We start from the raw sequence: 18,599 nt of genomic DNA on the forward strand, positions 1-18,599 counted from the left end.
CCTATATATCAAAGACTTTACTCTTGTGGCATTTCTTTTTCAAGCTTGCGGATTCTGTCCCTCAGCTCAGCTGCGGTCTCGAACTCCTCCTGCACGATACTCTGCTGCAATTCCTGCTTCAGCTCATCAATCTGGCGCTTGCACATGATCTGTGCGCCCGCCCGTTTGGGAAGCTTGCCGACATGCGCTGTACTGCCATGCACCCGTCTGAAGAGCGGGTCGAGCGTACTGTCGAAATACTTATAGCAAGAGCTGCAGCCGAACCGTCCCAGCTTGCTGAACTGTGAATAGGTCATGCCGCAGTTTTCACAATGCAGACCCTGCACATTCTGTGCTGCTGTCTTGCTCTTGCCTGCGCCTTCCAGATCCAGAAGACCGGAAAGCAAGCTGTGGATAGAGAAGCCTCCCGCAGTTCCGGGAATCAGTTCACCCTTCTCCCGCGCACAGCTTTCGCAGATATGAAATTCCGTCTTCTCCCCGTTCACAATCTTCGTGAAGTGGAGTGTAGCCGGTTTGACGCCGCATTCCTGGCATAGCATGAGCGGTGTCCCTCCTTACCATTTGACAAATTATTTGCCCAATAAAGAGATTAGCATAGCCTTCATAAGCTTGGCACGAATCTCATCCCGGTACGGCAGATTAACCGTCAGGCATTCCCGGGAAACCGCAGACCGCATCAGACACGCTTCACGTTTGGAGAGGAAACGGGCCTCCTCCAGCTGATAAATCAGCCCTTCGGCAGAATTCTGATCAATATCATTCCCTATCGTGGAGTTCAGATGTGCGTATAAGGCCACATTCTGAGGCAGCTCATAGCGCTGAATCCGGATATATCCGCCGCCGCCGCGTTTGCTCTCCACCACATATCCCTTTTCCAATGTGAACCGTGTGCTGATGACGTAATTGATCTGTGACGGGACACAGGAGAACTGGTCCGCCAGATCATTGCGCTGAATTTCCACCGTACCTTCGGGACTTTCATGCAAAATATTCTTCAGATATTGTTCAATAATATCGGAGATATTACGCATCACTCATCCTCCAGTGTATAAGCATTGGTTAAATCTGTGCTGCGCCAACGCCTGCCGTCAGAGACATGCTCTTAAGAACTTAACCCGGGCAATGTAATAAGAATCGGCTGCAATAGCCTCTGCACTGCGCTTTTTCTCTAAATGTTACATTCCTGAGAACGATGATATCCGGCCTGCGTTGACTTTGACTTTCTTTGACTTTTTCATATTATAACATATTCTCGCTGAATGCCAAGGGGTTACTCTTATTTTCTACGTTTTGGCTGTATTGTATTCCGGTTGCCTGCTTCGTTCACTGAATGGAGGCGTTATGTATAGGACAGCTCTTCCCTTTCCAAGGGAAGAGGAAGAGCCGTTCTCTGTCAGAAAAAATCGAATAATGCCGTCTCGGCCTGCGGAATCAGCGCTTCAAGCCAAGCTGTCGCCTCAGCAGTCCCGGATAATTGTCCGTACTTTGCCGCCTGAAGCGGGCGCTTGTATCCCATCAGCAGCACAGTAAGCGTGCCGATACTGCATTCCAGGTCAGCCTCTGACCGCTCGCCCTGAATCCGGGTGAACGTCGCTGCCCCTTGCTCCGACACAGTCCACTGCCATAACCCGTTGTTCCATGATGCATGCTTATCTTCAATATAAAGCACCCGCTCCCGGTCACCCTCCGGCACATTGAAGATCATGTTCTCCACAAAAGCCTTAGCATTGACGATACGCGCCATGAAGTATGGATAATTCTCCTGCGCAATCCGCGGATCGGGAAGCAGGAAGGGCAGAATGTCGTCAGCCGGCACCAGCTTCAGCTGTGCAGCCGTAATCATGGAGTCGTGATTGGCCAGGAATGTCCACAAGCCCTGGCGGGCAAGCTCGTTCCCATAGATAAACTCATCGATGACCAGCTCCTGCTGCACTATTTTATACAGCACATAGCCCTCCGGTTCACCCTGCTCTGAATAAAACACACAGGAATGCGTAGCATCATCAAGCACACTTTCCTTCCACCAGGTCTCAGTGCGCTGGAGAGTCCCGTTATACCTCATGGCGAATTGGTCGTACAACTGCTGGAATACTGCAAGATCCGGGATATCGCGCTTCACGCTGCCCTTAATCTCCGTCTTGTGCGGGAACTTCCCTACCGGAAGAGTATACTTCTTATATTCACAGTAGATCTCCCATCCGAATTTACGGTAAAAGGGAATCAGGAACGGATGCAAAAAGGACAACGTCTGACCGGCTTCATTCATCGTCTCGAGCGCATGGGTCAGCAGATGGGCTACATAGCCCTGCCGGCGGTTCTCCGGCCAAGTGGCTACACCGGCGATGCCCCCCATAGAAATGGGCTTGCCTTGTATATATACCTGTAACGGAAGAAGCGTCAGCTTCGCACCTATGCTGTCTCCTTCAAAAATCGCCCAGGTTTGTTCCGGCTTGAAGTTCTCCCTGGCGCGTACTCTATCTTCTGCAGAAACCTTATACTTAAAAGCATATTCGGACAAGCTCAGGCTGTCCTCAAATTCTCCGGCACGTAATTGCCTGATTTCCATGCTGTTCCCCCCGTTACATTCCATAAATTAGCTCCAGATATTTGCTTAATAGAGAGTATAACAAGCCAAGCCGCCGGATGCTAATAAAGGCTGGCCACCAGTTGCAAAAAGAATAGTTATCCACAGCTTTTGCACAGCAAAGCAAAAAACCGGAAAGAGTTTCTTTCCGGCTGAAATGAGTTATCCCCGATTACATTTTATCTATCCACAATATTCACTTTTTATCCACAAAATCGGTGTATTACTTATGTTTTCGCTTGACTCATCCACAATATTGTGCGTGATCCCCCCATGATCCGGGGATCATTCTGTTCCTGTAAAGGTATCCACATGTGCGCAACTTTTCTGTACTTACTGAAATCTATCCACAGCTTTTCCACAGCCCTGCCCGCACGCAAAAAAACCACTGTCGATTGCTCAACAATGGCTCATGTGCTTGGCAACGTCCTACTCTCCCAGGACCCTTCGGTCCAAGTACCATCGGCGCTGGAGGGCTTAACGGTCGTGTTCGGGATGGGTACGTGTGGAACCCCTCCGCTATCGCCACCAAACGGGCATTTACAGCGTAAATGCTTCAGGAATTGATTCCTGAAAACTGAATCCGAAACGAATTTGTGTGTTAGTCTTTTTGGATAAGCCCTCGACCGATTAGTATTGGTCAGCTCCATGCATTGCTGCACTTCCACCTCCAACCTATCTACCTCGTCGTCTTCAAGGGGTCTTACATGTTGGGAAATCTCATCTTGAGGGGGGCTTCACGCTTAGATGCTTTCAGCGCTTATCCCGTCCGTACGTAGCTACTCAGCCATGCTCCTGGCGGAACAACTGATGCACCAGCGGTACGTCCATCCCGGTCCTCTCGTACTAAGGACAGCTCCTCTCAAATTTCCTGCGCCCACGACAGATAGGGACCGAACTGTCTCACGACGTTCTGAACCCAGCTCGCGTACCGCTTTAATGGGCGAACAGCCCAACCCTTGGGACCTACTTCAGCCCCAGGATGCGATGAGCCGACATCGAGGTGCCAAACCTCCCCGTCGATGTGGACTCTTGGGGGAGATAAGCCTGTTATCCCCAGGGTAGCTTTTATCCGTTGAGCGATGGCCCTTCCATGCGGTACCACCGGATCACTAAGTCCGACTTTCGTCCCTGCTCGACTTGTAGGTCTCGCAGTCAAGCTCCCTTATGCCTTTGCACTCTGCGAATGATTTCCAACCATTCTGAGGGAACCTTTGAACGCCTCCGTTACTCTTTAGGAGGCGACCGCCCCAGTCAAACTGCCCGCCTGACACGGTCCCCGTACCCGATAAGGGCACTAGGTTAGAACCTAGATACGATCAGGGTGGTATCCCAACGGCGCCTCCGCAGAAGCTTGCGCTCCTGCCTCACCGGCTCCCACCTATCCTGTACAGATCGTACCCAAATTCAATATCAAGCTGCAGTAAAGCTCCATGGGGTCTTTCCGTCTTGTCGCGGGTAACCTGCATCTTCACAGGTATTAAAATTTCACCGGATCTCTCGTTGAGACAGCGCCCAAGTCGTTACGCCATTCGTGCGGGTCAGAATTTACCTGACAAGGAATTTCGCTACCTTAGGACCGTTATAGTTACGGCCGCCGTTTACTGGGGCTTCGGTTCACAGCTTCGGGTTTAACCCCTAACCGCTCCCCTTAACCTTCCAGCACCGGGCAGGCGTCAGCCCGTATACTTCGCCTTACGGCTTCGCACAGACCTGTGTTTTTGCTAAACAGTCGCTTGGGCCTTTTCACTGCGGCCCCCTCGGGCTATTCACCCTACCGAGGCACCCCTTCTCCCGAAGTTACGGGGTCATTTTGCCGAGTTCCTTAACGAGAGTTCTTCCGCGCGCCTTAGAATTCTCTTCTCGCCTACCTGTGTCGGTTTGCGGTACGGGCACCTTCTCCTGGCTAGAGGCTTTTCTTGGCAGTGTGAGATCATGACCTTCGCTACTATAATTTTCGCTCCCCATCACAGCCCAGCCTTACGATGTGCGGATTTGCCTGCACACCAGCCTCACTGCTTAGACGGACATCCATCAGTCCGCGTCACTACCCTCCTGCGTCACCCCATCGCTCATAGCGGATTACGGTGGTACAGTAATTTCAAACTGTTGTCCTTCGACTACGCCTGTCGGCCTCGCCTTAGGTCCCGACTTACCCTGAGCGGACGAGCCTTCCTCAGGAAACCTTGGGCTTTCGGCGGATCAGATTCTCACTGATCTTTTCGTTACTCATACCGGCATTCTCACTTGTATGCTGTCCAGCGCTCCTTACGGTACACCTTCAACCCACATACAACGCTCCCCTACCCCAGATGCAAAGCATCTAGCCATAGCTTCGGTGGTGTGTTTAGCCCCGTTACATTTTCGGCGCAGAGTCACTCGACCAGTGAGCTATTACGCACTCTTTCAATGGTGGCTGCTTCTAAGCCAACATCCTGGTTGTCTGTGCAACTCCACATCCTTTCCCACTTAACACACACTTGGGGACCTTAGCTGATGGTCTGGGCTGTTTCCCTTTTGACAATGGATCTTAGCACTCACTGTCTGACTCCCGGCAAGAAGTAAATGGCATTCGGAGTTTGACTGAGCTTGGTAACCCTTGCGGGCCCCGCACCCAATCAGTGCTCTACCTCCACCACTCCATTCACCGAGGCTAGCCCTAAAGCTATTTCGGGGAGAACCAGCTATCTCCGAGTTCGATTGGAATTTCTCCGCTACCCCCACCTCATCCCCGCATTTTTCAACATGCGTGGGTTCGGGCCTCCAGTGCGTGTTACCGCACCTTCACCCTGGACAGGGGTAGATCACACGGTTTCGGGTCTACGTCCACATACTCAGTCGCCCTATTCAGACTCGCTTTCGCTGCGGCTCCGGCTTCTCACCTTAACCTTGCATGTTAAACGTAACTCGCCGGTTCATTCTACAAAAGGCACGCCATCACCCATAGAAAGGGCTCTGACTTTTTGTAAGCACACGGTTTCAGGTTCTATTTCACTCCCCTTCCGGGGTGCTTTTCACCTTTCCCTCACGGTACTGTTTCACTATCGGTCGCCAGGTAGTATTTAGCCTTAGCAGATGGTCCTGCTGGATTCATACGGGGTTTCACGTGCCCCGCACTACTCGGGATCCGTCTCGGAGAGAACACAGTTTAGGCTACAGGGCTTTTACCTCTATCGCGGGCCTTTCCAGACCTCTTCGCCTACCATATTCCTTTGTAACTCCATGTGAGACGTCCCACAACCCCAAGAGGCAAGCCCCTTGGTTTAGGCTGTTCCGCGTTCGCTCGCCGCTACTGACGGAATCACTATTGTTTTCTCTTCCTCAGGGTACTTAGATGTTTCAGTTCCCCTGGTCTGCCTCTGCGTATCCTATGTATTCAGATACGAGTAACTGCGAATTACCACAGCTGGGTTTCCCCATTCGGACACCCCCGGATCAAAGCTTGCTTACAGCTCCCCGAGGCAGTTTCGTTGTTCGCCACGTCCTTCGTCGGCTCCTGGCGCCTAGGCATCCTCCGTGTGCTCTTAGTAGCTTAACCAATGCGTTTTCCCTAAGGAAAACCGCTTAGCATCGCCATTAATTCAAAACTTGTTTACACAAGTTCAGCTTAAAGGAATGTTCTAAAACGCAAATTCGTTTCGGTATCCAGTTTTCAAGGATCAAGTTGTATCTAGTATTTCAGACATAACAAATAGATGAAGTTTGTTGGTGGAGCCAAGCGGGATCGAACCGCTGACCTCCTGCTTGCAAGGCAGGCGCTCTCCCAGCTGAGCTATGGCCCCGCAAATTCCATCAAAACCGAACAAATGGAAACGCTCAAGGCTTTACGAAGTAAAGCCTGCTTCAGGAAGTAAGCTTCCTGAAGACTTTTATTTGAATGTCTTCGTTGCAGAAGACGATTCTCCATAGAAAGGAGGTGATCCAGCCGCACCTTCCGATACGGCTACCTTGTTACGACTTCACCCCAATCATCTACCCCACCTTCGGCGGCTGGCTCCCTTGCGGGTTACCCCACCGACTTCGGGTGTTGTAAACTCTCGTGGTGTGACGGGCGGTGTGTACAAGACCCGGGAACGTATTCACCGCGGCATGCTGATCCGCGATTACTAGCAATTCCGACTTCATGCAGGCGAGTTGCAGCCTGCAATCCGAACTGAGACCGGCTTTGCTGGGATTGGCTCCACCTCGCGGCTTCGCTTCCCGTTGTACCGGCCATTGTAGTACGTGTGTAGCCCAGGTCATAAGGGGCATGATGATTTGACGTCATCCCCACCTTCCTCCGGTTTGTCACCGGCAGTCACTCTAGAGTGCCCAGCTTCACCTGCTGGCAACTAAAGTCAAGGGTTGCGCTCGTTGCGGGACTTAACCCAACATCTCACGACACGAGCTGACGACAACCATGCACCACCTGTCTCAACTTTCCCCGAAGGGCACCTGATGCATCTCTGCTTCGTTAGTTGGATGTCAAGACCTGGTAAGGTTCTTCGCGTTGCTTCGAATTAAACCACATACTCCACTGCTTGTGCGGGTCCCCGTCAATTCCTTTGAGTTTCAGTCTTGCGACCGTACTCCCCAGGCGGAGTGCTTACTGTGTTAACTTCGGCACCAAGGGTATCGAAACCCCTAACACCTAGCACTCATCGTTTACGGCGTGGACTACCAGGGTATCTAATCCTGTTTGCTCCCCACGCTTTCGCGCCTCAGCGTCAGTTACAGCCCAGAAAGTCGCCTTCGCCACTGGTGTTCCTCCACATATCTACGCATTTCACCGCTACACGTGGAATTCCACTTTCCTCTTCTGTACTCAAGTCACCCAGTTTCCAGTGCGACCTCAGGTTGAGCCCAAGGTTTAAACACCAGACTTAAATAACCGCCTGCGCGCGCTTTACGCCCAATAATTCCGGACAACGCTTGCCCCCTACGTATTACCGCGGCTGCTGGCACGTAGTTAGCCGGGGCTTTCTTCTCAGGTACCGTCACTCCGGTAGCAGTTACTCTACCGGACGTTCTTCCCTGGCAACAGAGCTTTACGATCCGAAAACCTTCATCACTCACGCGGCATTGCTCCGTCAGGCTTGCGCCCATTGCGGAAGATTCCCTACTGCTGCCTCCCGTAGGAGTCTGGGCCGTGTCTCAGTCCCAGTGTGGCCGTTCACCCTCTCAGGTCGGCTACGCATCGTCGCCTTGGTGGGCCGTTACCCCACCAACTAGCTAATGCGCCGCAGGCCCATCCCCAAGCAGCAGATTGCTCCGCCTTTCATTCTTCTCTCAGGAGAAAAAAGAAATTATCCGGTATTAGCTACCGTTTCCGGTAGTTATCCCAGGCTTGAGGGCAGGTTGCCTACGTGTTACTCACCCGTCCGCCGCTAAGTCTGAAAGGAAGCAAGCTTCCTCTCAAACTCCGCTCGACTTGCATGTATTAGGCATGCCGCCAGCGTTCGTCCTGAGCCAGGATCAAACTCTCCAAATTGGTATTTAGAAAGAGCGATTGCTCATTTTGAAACTGACGATTCATTGAATGAATCTTGTAAAAATTAAAGCGTTCCATTTGTTCAGTTTTCAAAGAACTTGCTCCGTGCATTTCAACGTTATGTCTCTTGCACAGGAATTAGATCATATCATTTTATTGCGTTTGTTGTCAACTTATTTTTCTTTCGCCGCTCAATTCAGCGTCGATGTCTCATAAGCACAAGAGATAATATATCACGCGTTCCAAACGTTTGCAAGTCTTTTTTTACAATAGGATTAAGCATTGCTTTTTTTGAGTTAATAATGAATAGTTCACCGCAGCCCTGCACAAATTGATTCCCATAATACTTCATTTGTCGCTACAATAGGATTTATCTTCGTATCCATAGATAACTTACTTATTAACTGTTCCTGAAAGGAGTTCAAATGTCCAACAAGACCCTGCCTCAAGCTCCACCCGGCTCTTTGGGTGAATCACGCAATCTGCAGCAGGCTACCATCTACCGTATTTTGCTTGCTGTCAGCTTTGTTCATTTATTCAACGATTCCATTCAGGCATTAATTCCGGCGATGTTCCCTGTACTAAAGGATAACCTGGTGCTCTCTTATGCCCAGATCGGCTGGATTGCGTTCGCGCTGAATATCACCTCTTCGGTGATTCAGCCTATTATCGGCTTCGCCGCTGACCGGAAGCCGCGTCCGATCCTGCTCCCGCTGGGGATGTGCTGTACCTTTGCCGGGGTCTTCCTGCTCGCTTTTGCCGGTAATTATGTATTAGTGATTGTGTCCGTAATGCTTGTGGGCTTCGGATCAGCTGCGTTCCATCCGGAAGGCATGCGCGTGGCTCATATGGCTGCCGGTCAGCGCAAGGGGCTGTCGCAATCCATATTTCAGGTGGGCGGCAACGCCGGCCAGGCCTTGGGTCCTCTATTAATGAAGTGGGTATTCATTCCCTTCGGTCAGATGGGTGCTCTCGGCTTCACCGTTATCGCCGCTGCCGGAGTCGCCATCCAGGCCTATGTGGCCCGCTGGTACCGAGAGATGCTGGATGCCGGATACACCTTCCGCAAAAAGTCAGCGTCACGCTCTATCGACCCTGCCCGCAGCAAACGTATTCTGATTACAACGGTTATTCTGGTCTTCATCGTATTCGTGCGATCCTGGTACGGCGCCTCCATCGGCGGGTATTACGCCTTCTATTTGATGGACAAATACGGGATGACGCTGGATAAGGCACAGATCTATATCTTCATCTATCTCGCTGCCGGCGCTGTGGGCACCTTCTTCGGCGGACCGCTGGCAGACCGCTTCGGCCGACGCAATCTCATCCTGGTGTCGATGATCGGGACGGTGCCGTTTGCGCTGGCCCTGCCTTTTGTGAATCAGTTCTGGGCGGCCGTGCTGCTGATCATCTCCGGGTTCATTCTACTATCCAGCTTCTCCGTCACTGTGATCTACGCGCAGATGCTGTATCCGGGCAATATCGGTACGGTCTCGGGTCTGATTACCGGCCTTGCGTTCGGGCTTGGCGGAATTGGCTCTGTCGTAATTGGGCATCTGATCGATACGATCGGAATCGCCACGGTGTTCGTGGCCTGCGGATTCCTTCCGCTGCTCGGCCTGCTGGCCCTGCTGCTGCCCGGTGACAAGAAGCTGGAGGAATGGGCGGCGGAATAAGCAAATCTATTCATAGCATGGAGAGAACCTTGGAGAACATAGCAGCTGCAAGCCCGCTGCCGGCAGTCATGTAGTTGTCGGGATCAGAGCGGTCGAAACCCATCCATACCGCCGCTGTCCATCTAGGGGTATAGCCTACAAACCATAAGTCCCGGTTGGCCTTGCCGGGGACTCCCGGCAGGTCCAGCTGCGTGGTTCCTGTCTTACCGGCCACCGTAACGTTCATTTGCGCCCGTTTGCCCGTCCCTTCATTCACCGCCTGACGGAGCATCGCTGTCATATCCGCTGCGGTACGTTCCGAAATGGCCTGCTGCGGCGCAGCGACATGTGAATACACCACCTGATTCTGCGAATTCCTGATACTACGCACCAGATACGCCTTGTTAAGAATGCCTCCATTTGCAAAGACGGTGTAGGCTTGAGCCATCGTGAGCGGAGAAACCCCGCTATGCAGACCTCCAAGGGCAATAGCCAGATGGTTGTCTTCTGCATCGAGTTCCATTCCCAGCCTGGCTGCAAACCCACGGGCATAGCTGACCCCCACCTGCTTCAGCAGCCATACCGCTGGGGCATTAATGGACTGCTGCAGGGCAACCCTCATGCTCACCTGCCCACGATATACACCGTTCAGATTAGCCGGACTGTAGCTGCCATAGGTTGTTTTAATATCAGGCAGGAGACTGTCCGGCGTATATTTCCCGCTCTCCAGCGCCGGTCCATAATCTATAATGGGCTTGAGCGCGGAGCCTGGCTGCCGGGAAGGAGTTACGGCTCTGTTCAGACCGCCTGTACGCGGGCTTCGCCCGCCCAACAGTGCGGCCACTTCACCGGTCCGCTGGTCCATGATGACCATGGCTGCTTCTGCTCTCTGGTTTTTGCCATCCGGCGGAAATGCCTCTTCCTGTGAGAAGGCCCGCTCCATAGCCCGCTGCGCCTCAATATTCATGCCCGTCACCAGTGTATAACCGCCTGTGCTTAGCTCCTTTTGCGATAATCCTGTCTGCCGCATCGCTTCCTGAATTGCCGCATCCATATAGGACGCCCCGACAATCTCAGTCTTATCCTTAATCGGAGGTACGTAGGTGCTCTTCATTGCTGCCGTCATCTGCTCGGTTGTTATCAGCTTGTGCTGCTGCATAATCCGCAGGACCAGATCCCGTCTGCCTGTTGACAATTCAATGTTGTCTGCCGGGTTATAGATGGAAGGCCCTTTGGGAATAGCCGCCAGTGTCGCGATCTGTCCAATCTCCAACTGCTCCAGATCAGTTATACCAAAATAACGCTCCGCTGCAGATTTCACCCCATATTGCCCTTGCCCCATATAAATTTGATTAAGATACAGCTGCAAAATCTCATCCTTCGATAACTGCTTCTCCAGCGCCAACGCTATTGAGGCCTCGTTCAGCTTACGCAGCAGATTCTGCCCCCGGTTCAGATACAACCCCCTTGCCAGCTGCTGAGTGATGCTGCTTCCACCCTCCGATACCCCCATACGTAAGGTATTGTTGACTAATGCGCGGGCTATTCCCTGGTAGTCCAGACCCTTATGACTGTAAAAGCGGCGGTCCTCAACAGCAATGAAAGTATCGATGAGCAGCTGCGGCATCTCTCCAAGTCCTGCTTTGATTCGGTAGCCTGTCTCAGGTAGCGGTATTCTCCGCAACATTGTTCCGTCAGAGGCCATAATGACACTTGATTCCGGTAAAATCATTTTCTCCGGATAACGATCCAGCATCAGCTTTCCATAATGACTCATATAAATAATTCCTGCTAGCATGAGAATAGCAAGGATGACTGTCAGATCAAAAACGGCATAGCAAATACGCAGCAGCGATCTCCGTCCTGTTCTCATACCTGCCGAGTCCAATGCTCCAGAAGCTTTTCCATTCCCAATGCCTCCTGCTTAGCCATCGCCAGCTGCTGCAGAACTGCAGCAGGGATATTACAGACCTCTTCCTCTGACTCCGCCACTGTCAGTTCCAGCATGCGGATCAACGCCCGTGTCCGCAAAATAAGCGCCATGAATTCTTGTGCATCCGGCTCCGGCATTAGTATTTGCGGTGCAGGGGCCGCTGCTGGCCGCAATCCGGCCTGATGAATCCGGCGCAGACTGGCAGCCAACCGTCTGAATTCCCCACCCGATTGCACCTCAAGGTCCGCAAGCTCACAGGCGCCGTGAACCGCCAGTTGTTCCGCGGCGCGCAGCAGCGCGGTAGTATCGTTGGCTGCTTTTTGTGAACGGAGCAGGAACAGCCCTGCACATACAACGGTGAACATCATGACAGCCGCCGGTCTTGCGCCGATATGATTGATGATCCAATGCATGAAACGGACAAACAGCGCAGCCGATTCCGGCGTATACCAGGAGTAGAACATAGTAAAAATCCCCCGCATAAGCAGCAACAGCCCTGCACTAAGCAGAACGCTACCGCAGAATATGTAGAGGTAAAGTGTGCGGATCGTGTGTATTTTTGACATCAGCCAACTTCTCCTGCCTCCCCGGGTCTCATCCCATAGCCCAAGGATATCGGCTAAATCTTAAGAAACACCATTGCCATTTCTTAAGAAATACTGAAGATTGTCAGGAGGATACCGGAAACCGGGTAACAAAGTCAGTCCGGGATCTGGTGCTGTGAGCCGTAATCTCCCCATGGTGCCTTTCCACAATTCCCTTGGCAATCGCCAGACCCAATCCCGAGCCCCCGGTAACCTGCGATCTGGAGCGCTCCGCCCGGTAGAACCGCTCAAAAATATGTGGAAGATCCCCCTCCGCAATCATCTCGCCGAAATTGCTGATCCGCACAACTGCATCGTTACCTTCACAGCTGAGTCCAATCTCAAGCCTTCTTCCATCCTTCCCGTACCGGATCGCATTGGCAATCAGATTCTCATAAGCACGCACCAATTCGTAAGGTGCCGCTTCAATCCACAGCGATTCGGTATCATCCTGCAGTTCATAAGTCATGCCTGCACGGGTCAGTGCCGGAACCGATTCCTCCGCAAGCTGGCGCATAAATGCCTTGAGATCGAGCCGTTCCAGCACTAGCGGCAGTCTGCTGCTGTTAACCCGCGTGTATTCAAACAAGTCGTCAATCAGCTTGCGCAGCACCAATGACTTCTGATAGGCAATCCCTACATAGTAACGTATCTCCGCCTCTTCCCGGCAGCGGTCCTGCTCAATATACTCCAAGAAGCCAAGCACCGAGGTCAACGGAGTGCGGAGATCATGCGATACACCGGTAATTAGCTCGTTTTTGGACTCGACAGCCTTGCGTTCTTCCAGCAGCGAATGCTGTAGCCGCTCAGACATAATGTTGATGTTCTCCGCAAGTACCCCCAGCTCGTCCGACGTTCGGACCTCAATCCGGTGCGATTCATCAAGCTTCGTGATCTGCTGGATACCGGTGGTGATCTCTTCGAGGTACGAGACGATTTTACGCGTATAGATGAAAAAGAAGATCAGGAAGCTGGCAATCCCGACAGCGGTCATCAGCGGCGCTGAACCGATATGGTTGATCATCCATTTCAGAGTACGCGAATACAGTGCGGAGGGCTGCGCCGGCTGCAGATAAATTAAAGAGTTAACCAGCCGATAGCCCGCCAAAAGCAGAGCTGCCCCCGACAAAATACTCAGCACAAAGGCCCAGATAAACTTCCAGCGGATGGTGCTTATATATTTGGTGTTCACTACAGTTCCCCTCAGCTTTCAGGATGGATGATCCAGTTTGTAGCCAATGCCCCATACGGTCTGCACATAACGGGGCTGCTTTGCGTCCAGCTCGATTTTGTCGCGGATATTGCGGACATGCACCATCACGGTGTTGCCACCATCCAGAAAAGGCTCATTCCACACTTTCAGATAAATCTGCTCCATACTGAGCACCTGTCCCTGATGCCGCGCCAGAAGTTCCAGGATAGAAAACTCGCGGGGTGTCAGCTTCACCTTGCGATTGTCCACACTTACCTCATGCCGAAGTGTATCTATCAGCAAATCTTCAAAGATCAGTTCGTGCTCATTCGTTCTGGCAGAAGTGTCCCGATTCAATTTATGGTAACGGCGCAGCTGCGATTTGGCCCGCGCCACCAGTTCCAGCGGATTAAACGGCTTGCCCACATAATCGTCTGCACCGATGCTGAGTCCAAGGATTTTGTCCATATCGGCATTCTTGGCGGAGAGCATAATAATCGGCATGTTGCGTTCTTCACGAATCTTCATGCAGGCGGCAATCCCATCCATGTGTGGCATCATCACATCGAGTATAATGAGATCCACCTCTTCCTTGCCAAGGCATTCAAGCGCCTCCCTTCCGTCAAATGCCTTAAGCAGCCGGTACCCCTCATTGCGAAAATAGATATCCAGCAGTTCCACAATCTCCACTTCATCATCCACCAGCAGTATCGTTTCTTGGTTCACGGGCATTTAATCCTTTCCTTAGCTCTTTCCATTAGTCTATAAGAAAAAGTTCAGGGAAGGCAACCATACGGTCGGGCTTGATCGGGGTAATATTATTCAGCAGTGTTTTTTTGCGGTACAATTAGTTAAAACTTAAATTAATATGATATTGGACACTTATTCATCAACGGGAGGGACTGCAGGTGAAAAAAATATTGACCGGCATCCGTAAAGGATACGGAAAGAAGCTCGTCTCGATTCACTTGTGGAATGCCTGGCTGGTCTTAATTCTTGCCCTTAGCGGTCTGATGCTGGTAGGCGGCTTCTGGAGAGAGCTGCTGGGTGAGGGCAGAGTGTGGCTGAAATGGGGCCATATCATGTTCGGTCTGGCGCTGTTGATCCCTGTGGTCTATTATCTGCTCCTGGCGGCGAAGCACTGGAAGCGGCTCAAGGGTAAACCTGCGCAAAAAGCCAACGTCCTCTTCGTGCTGACGCTTTTGATCGGCTGGCTGATCTCAGGGGTTGTGCTCTGGCAGTTCAGACTTACCGGGCCGAGAGCAGCGAATACTGCGTTATTCATTCATGATCTGCTGACCTGGGTCGGCCTGCCAGTCATCATCTATCACTCCATTACACGGGTGAAGTGGCTGAAGGAGCCCAAGAAGCGCACGATTGTGGCAGAAACTGTACCTGTTGAAGAGGCCTCTTCTCCCGCAGGACGGACTCGGCCTGCGGCTCCTTCTGAAGCCCAGCCTATGTATTCACGCCGTGGGTTCATTAAGGTTGCGGTAGGCGCAGGGCTTGCTGTCACGCTCGGCCCAACTTTTGTCCGCTGGATCGGTAAATCCCTGCAGTTTCCCGGCACAGCCGACTATGCGGCAAGCAATGCCAATGCATTGGTTCCCGATCCTATTCCGCTGGCGGAATCTGCACCTCCTATCGGCGGGGGAGCCGAGGGCAGCTTTCGCGTATATACGGTCACGGCCATTCCCGCGTTCGACAACTCCAACTGGTCTTTTACCATTGATGGCCTGGTGGATAAGAAGCTGAACTGGAACTGGGAAGAGTTCGTCAAGCTGCAGCGCGAGGTGCAGGTCAGTGATTTTCACTGCGTGACCGGCTGGTCTGTGTACAAAAATACATGGGAGGGCCTCCCCCTCTCGAAGCTGCTAGATATGGCCGGTGTGCAGCCTGGGGCCGTCATGGTCAAGTTCTACTCGGGAGACGGTGTCTATACGGACTCACTCACTCTGGATCAGGCGAGGATGGACGATATCATGGTGGCTGTGATGCACGATGGCAAACCTATCCCCAATCAGCTCGGCGGGCCGGTTCGTCTCGTTACTCCGCAAATGTATGCCTATAAATCAGTCAAATGGCTGAACCGCATTGAGTTAATCAATGAAGATTATGTCGGGTACTGGGAACAGCGGGGATACGATAAAGATGCCTGGCTGCCGGGTGCGAAGCGGGTGTAATGTAGCTTCTGTCCTCTATTTCAGAAAAAACCTCCTTTCCCAATCCGGGATTTGGAGGTTTTTTTGTTCTTGCTTCATGGATCACAGGCTTTTGAAGGAAGCATCGTACAGGCGGAAGATGGTTTTGTAGCCGGACTCGTCAATCTTGATTCCCACATCCAGGCGCCCCGATATTTCCAGCGGACCTGAGGTGTAGCGGAGCTTACTGCCTTCAGGAACAAACACGATCATAATCTTGTTCCAGTAGGTTTCATCCCCATTATCGAACGGACACTCTGCACCCGGTTCGGGAATAAGCAGGAACCAGTTTTTCTCAAAAGAAAGGACCTCACCCATGAATCCCTTAATGGTAACCTGCTGTCCGCTGAGATCCCAGAAGTGCTCTGAGGGCCGGGTCTGATCGTCTCCGTCAAAAAAACCGTTCCAGTCTATGGCCTTATTCCCTGTGGAGGTGGCACTCACGGTAGACGCTGCCTCTGCTGCCGCAGACGGTGACGGTGAAGGGGACACGCTCAATGCCGGAGCAGATCCAGCCTTGACGGGTTCTGCTTCAGCGCTGCTCCCCCCGGTACCCTTAGACGCTGCCGCTGGGCGGGGGCTTTGTACAGAAGAAGAGGCGGCTGGACTCGGCGTAATGGTTACATTCTTCCCGGAGGGCTTCCGGGTAGCCGTTCCAACAGGTGCAGCAGTAGGCGATGGAGACGGCTTGAACGTAACCGTCACCTTGGTCCCGGTATCCGTACCTTTGGATGGCGCAGCGGATGCAGCAACTCCGCCCTCGGCAACTGGAGCAGGGGCCTGCGGGGAAGGGGATGCGGACGACTCAGCCTCCGCCGTGACTTCCTCAGTGCTCTGCGGAGCTTCCACCACCGCCGCAAAGGACTCCCCGTTCCCATTAGCAGCAGTATTCTGGCCACATGCCTGAAGCAGCAGCATACCTGTCACAGCTCCCGACAGCAGAAGCATTCTTCCTTGTAGTCGTATCAATTGAACGTACCTCCTATGATTTGAACAAGGCGAGCGGATGCATCCGGTACATCCGGAAGGCCGGTCCAAGCGAGGACAGCAGACCTATAGCCAACGCCCCAAGCACAATAAACCAATGCTCCGGTGTCCAATGGTAAGGCTCGATTTGAATGCCCGCCTGCGAGAACAGCATGTCCTTGAGCAGAAAGGCACAGAGATGACCGATCACAAGCCCCGCGATGAGTCCGGTTGCTGTTACCACCAGGCCTTCTGTGGTCAATGTCAGCCATACATAGGCCCGTGATTTTCCGAGAAGACGTAGTATTCCGACATCCTTGGTCCGCTCCGAGGCTGCTGCAACGAGAGATAATAGAATCGCAATACCTGCGAGAAGTACACAAATGGCGGTCAGCATCCCCAGCAGCCGGGAGCCCTGATCCACTGCATTCAACACCTCGGACACGGCCTTGCTGGTATACGCCGCCTGGACACCATTGCTGCCATCGAACGCCTGCTTCAAATCATGGGCCCCCAGCAGACTGGCCGGCTTAACCAGCACCGCCGTAATCTCCCGTTCCTCAGGGGACAGCCCGTGCACAGCCCAGGCATAGTCTACTGTCGTAAAGACCGCACGGTCATCCGGAGTATGGAGTTCTGGAAGAATACCTGCTACCCTGTAGCGAAAATCATCATGGGCATGCCCGGCTTGCTCTCCAGTCCCCTCATCTTCGGCTGCCGCATGTCCTCCTGCTTCTTCGGCCTCATGATCCCCTTCATGCTCAGCCGCTGCGGATTCGTGGTCTTCTCCCTGTACAAGTCCATGCGCCCCCGCAAAGGTATCGCCTACCTTCAGTCCCAGCGACCGGGCCACGTATGAGCCTACAATCGTATCACCAGTATCGGCATACATCTTGCCTTCCTGTAGTCTGCTGCCACCGTAACGGGTGAAGAAATACCCGGAATCTATCCCGACAATCGGATAGCCCTTGTAGTTGTCGCCCGTAGTCATCGCAAAGGCAGCTTCCACAGACGGGTCACGCCGGGCCTCATCCAGTACAGCGAGCGGGATATTCCCGGTTGGTGCACCGATATGATAAAAAGTATTGAGCACCAGTTGTGTCTCACTGCCCGCTGCGCCTATGACAAGATCAAAGGGGCCATAGCCTTTCTTGGCTCCCTGCTCTACACTCTGCCGGGACAGGACAAGTAACACAATAAAGGCAACTGTAATCGCCACAGCACACACGGTAAGCAGAGACAGGAACCGCCGGTGCAGCACATTGCGGAGGGTGAGCCGGAACAGGCTCATAGTGAAATCCCCTCCCTGTCTATCCCGCTGAACGAAGACCGCTGCCGGGCTAATACCTCCCGGCGTACTTCATTGATATCTTGAATGTTCAAGCGGCGCGGAAACCGTTCAGCCATATTGAGGTCATGGGTTACCACGATTAAGGTGTGTCCATGGGCCTTGCTAAGCTCCAGGAGCAGAGAGGATATCTCATCGGCCGTCTCCCAGTCCAAGCTGCCTGTCGGTTCATCTGCCAGCAGAAGCGGCGGGTGATTGATCATGGCCCTTACAATAGCAACGCGCTGCTGCTGCCCGCGTGAGAGCTGGGATGGCAGATGCCTTCCGCGGCCCCCCAGGCCCACCTGTTCCAGCCAGCCGTCCACTATGCGCCGTCTCTCCTTTTGCGAAAGCCGGGCCGTCATGGCAATCTCGACATTCTGCCGCGCGGTCAGCGAAGGAATCAGATGGAAGTCTTGAAGCACATAGCCTATAGCGGAAGCACGAAAGGCATCGCGCTTCGCCTCAGTTAACTCGTGAAGCGGCTGCCCATCTACGGTAATTCTGCCGCTGTCTGCACTCATAATGCCGCTGATCAGATGCAAAAGCGTGCTTTTACCGGACCCGCTGGGTCCGGTAATGGCTACACGCTCTCCTTTTTCAACATTCCACCGGGGGATATCGAGGATCGGCACAGCTCTGCCGTCCACTTTGAATTGTTTGGTCAAATTCTGAATCTGGAGCAAT

Annotated in this window: 12 protein-coding genes, 1 tRNA gene and 3 rRNA genes; 2 read left to right on the forward strand and 14 right to left on the reverse strand. The window is 52.8% G+C overall.

Going from position 1 to position 18,599, the window contains the following annotated elements; translation table 11 throughout:
* Nucleotides 1-17: 17 nt before the first annotated feature.
* The 7 genes from NYE26_RS27810 to NYE26_RS27840 form a co-directional block, all read right to left on the reverse strand.
* The gene (locus NYE26_RS27810) at nucleotides 18-539 is read right to left on the reverse strand and encodes a UvrB/UvrC motif-containing protein (RefSeq protein WP_076081723.1); all 522 of its coding nucleotides are present in this window, start codon (nucleotides 537-539) and stop codon (nucleotides 18-20) included.
* A gap of 30 nt (nucleotides 540-569) precedes the next feature.
* Complete coding sequence (locus NYE26_RS27815) at nucleotides 570-1,031, reverse strand: CtsR family transcriptional regulator (protein ID WP_036721901.1); 462 nt, start codon at nucleotides 1,029-1,031, stop codon at nucleotides 570-572.
* 362 nt (nucleotides 1,032-1,393) lie between these two features.
* Complete coding sequence (locus NYE26_RS27820) at nucleotides 1,394-2,566, reverse strand: GNAT family N-acetyltransferase (RefSeq protein ID WP_339251633.1); 1,173 nt, start codon at nucleotides 2,564-2,566, stop codon at nucleotides 1,394-1,396.
* Between the two features lie 434 nt (nucleotides 2,567-3,000).
* A 5S ribosomal RNA gene (rrf, locus tag NYE26_RS27825) occupies nucleotides 3,001-3,117 on the reverse strand.
* Between the two features lie 77 nt (nucleotides 3,118-3,194).
* Nucleotides 3,195-6,122 (reverse strand): 23S ribosomal RNA (locus NYE26_RS27830).
* Between the two features lie 168 nt (nucleotides 6,123-6,290).
* Nucleotides 6,291-6,366: transfer RNA gene (locus NYE26_RS27835), tRNA-Ala, on the reverse strand.
* A 127-nt stretch (nucleotides 6,367-6,493) separates the two neighbouring features.
* Nucleotides 6,494-8,054, reverse strand: a 16S ribosomal RNA gene (locus tag NYE26_RS27840).
* The 16S, 23S and 5S rRNA genes sit together here with 1 tRNA gene alongside, the layout of an rRNA operon.
* A 425-nt stretch (nucleotides 8,055-8,479) precedes the next feature.
* On the opposite strand from NYE26_RS27840, the gene NYE26_RS27845 reads away from it, so the two are divergent.
* Complete coding sequence (locus NYE26_RS27845; RefSeq protein ID WP_076083515.1) at nucleotides 8,480-9,730, forward strand: MFS transporter; 1,251 nt, start codon at nucleotides 8,480-8,482, stop codon at nucleotides 9,728-9,730.
* A 10-nt stretch (nucleotides 9,731-9,740) separates the two neighbouring features.
* On the opposite strand, the gene NYE26_RS27850 is transcribed toward NYE26_RS27845, so the two are convergent.
* The 4 genes from NYE26_RS27850 to NYE26_RS27865 form a co-directional block, all read right to left on the reverse strand.
* On the reverse strand, nucleotides 9,741-11,582 hold the full coding sequence (locus tag NYE26_RS27850) for a PBP1A family penicillin-binding protein (protein ID WP_339251636.1): 1,842 nt from the start codon (nucleotides 11,580-11,582) through the stop codon (nucleotides 9,741-9,743).
* Entirely contained in the window at nucleotides 11,579-12,208 is a 630-nt protein-coding gene (locus tag NYE26_RS27855) for a hypothetical protein (protein ID WP_339251638.1), read from the reverse strand. The genes NYE26_RS27850 and NYE26_RS27855 overlap by 4 nt, the downstream gene beginning before the upstream one ends.
* A gap of 103 nt (nucleotides 12,209-12,311) precedes the next feature.
* Nucleotides 12,312-13,418, reverse strand: a complete 1,107-nt coding sequence (locus NYE26_RS27860; RefSeq protein ID WP_339251640.1) for an ATP-binding protein — start codon at nucleotides 13,416-13,418, stop codon at nucleotides 12,312-12,314.
* A gap of 18 nt (nucleotides 13,419-13,436) precedes the next feature.
* Complete coding sequence (locus NYE26_RS27865) at nucleotides 13,437-14,144, reverse strand: response regulator transcription factor (RefSeq protein WP_036694776.1); 708 nt, start codon at nucleotides 14,142-14,144, stop codon at nucleotides 13,437-13,439.
* 182 nt (nucleotides 14,145-14,326) lie between these two features.
* Here NYE26_RS27865 and NYE26_RS27870 point away from each other — a divergent pair, with 182 nt between their 5' ends.
* Nucleotides 14,327-15,601, forward strand: a complete 1,275-nt coding sequence (locus NYE26_RS27870; protein ID WP_339251641.1) for a molybdopterin-dependent oxidoreductase — start codon at nucleotides 14,327-14,329, stop codon at nucleotides 15,599-15,601.
* Nucleotides 15,602-15,682: 81 nt separating this feature from the next.
* On the opposite strand, the gene NYE26_RS27875 is transcribed toward NYE26_RS27870, so the two are convergent.
* Genes NYE26_RS27875 through NYE26_RS27885 form a run of 3 tightly spaced genes read right to left on the reverse strand, consistent with a single transcriptional unit; the run spans nucleotide 15,683 to nucleotide 18,598 of the window.
* On the reverse strand, nucleotides 15,683-16,588 hold the full coding sequence (locus NYE26_RS27875) for a hypothetical protein (protein WP_339251643.1): 906 nt from the start codon (nucleotides 16,586-16,588) through the stop codon (nucleotides 15,683-15,685).
* 13 nt (nucleotides 16,589-16,601) lie between these two features.
* A complete protein-coding gene (locus NYE26_RS27880; protein ID WP_339251645.1) occupies nucleotides 16,602-17,876 on the reverse strand; it encodes an FtsX-like permease family protein in 1,275 nt (424 codons plus the stop codon).
* On the reverse strand, nucleotides 17,873-18,598 hold the full coding sequence (locus NYE26_RS27885) for an ABC transporter ATP-binding protein (RefSeq protein WP_339251647.1): 726 nt from the start codon (nucleotides 18,596-18,598) through the stop codon (nucleotides 17,873-17,875). Before NYE26_RS27885 ends, NYE26_RS27880 begins: the two co-directional genes overlap by 4 nt.
* Between the last annotated feature and the right edge of the window lies 1 nt (nucleotide 18,599).

The sequence above is a fragment of the Paenibacillus sp. FSL P2-0136 genome (genome assembly GCF_037975325.1).
GTDB lineage: Bacteria > Bacillota > Bacilli > Paenibacillales > Paenibacillaceae > Paenibacillus_AQ > Paenibacillus_AQ silagei.

Coding starts and splice junctions, on each gene's coding strand:
- NYE26_RS27855 (WP_339251638.1), bottom strand. CDS start 12,208: ATGTCAAAAATACACACGATCCGCACACTTTACCTCTACATATTCTGC.
- NYE26_RS27850 (WP_339251636.1), bottom strand. CDS start 11,582: ATGAGAACAGGACGGAGATCGCTGCTGCGTATTTGCTATGCCGTTTTT.
- NYE26_RS27820 (WP_339251633.1), bottom strand. CDS start 2,566: ATGGAAATCAGGCAATTACGTGCCGGAGAATTTGAGGACAGCCTGAGC.
- NYE26_RS27845 (WP_076083515.1), top strand. CDS start 8,480: ATGTCCAACAAGACCCTGCCTCAAGCTCCACCCGGCTCTTTGGGTGAA.
- NYE26_RS27880 (WP_339251645.1), bottom strand. CDS start 17,876: ATGAGCCTGTTCCGGCTCACCCTCCGCAATGTGCTGCACCGGCGGTTC.
- NYE26_RS27810 (WP_076081723.1), bottom strand. CDS start 539: ATGCTATGCCAGGAATGCGGCGTCAAACCGGCTACACTCCACTTCACG.
- NYE26_RS27815 (WP_036721901.1), bottom strand. CDS start 1,031: ATGCGTAATATCTCCGATATTATTGAACAATATCTGAAGAATATTTTG.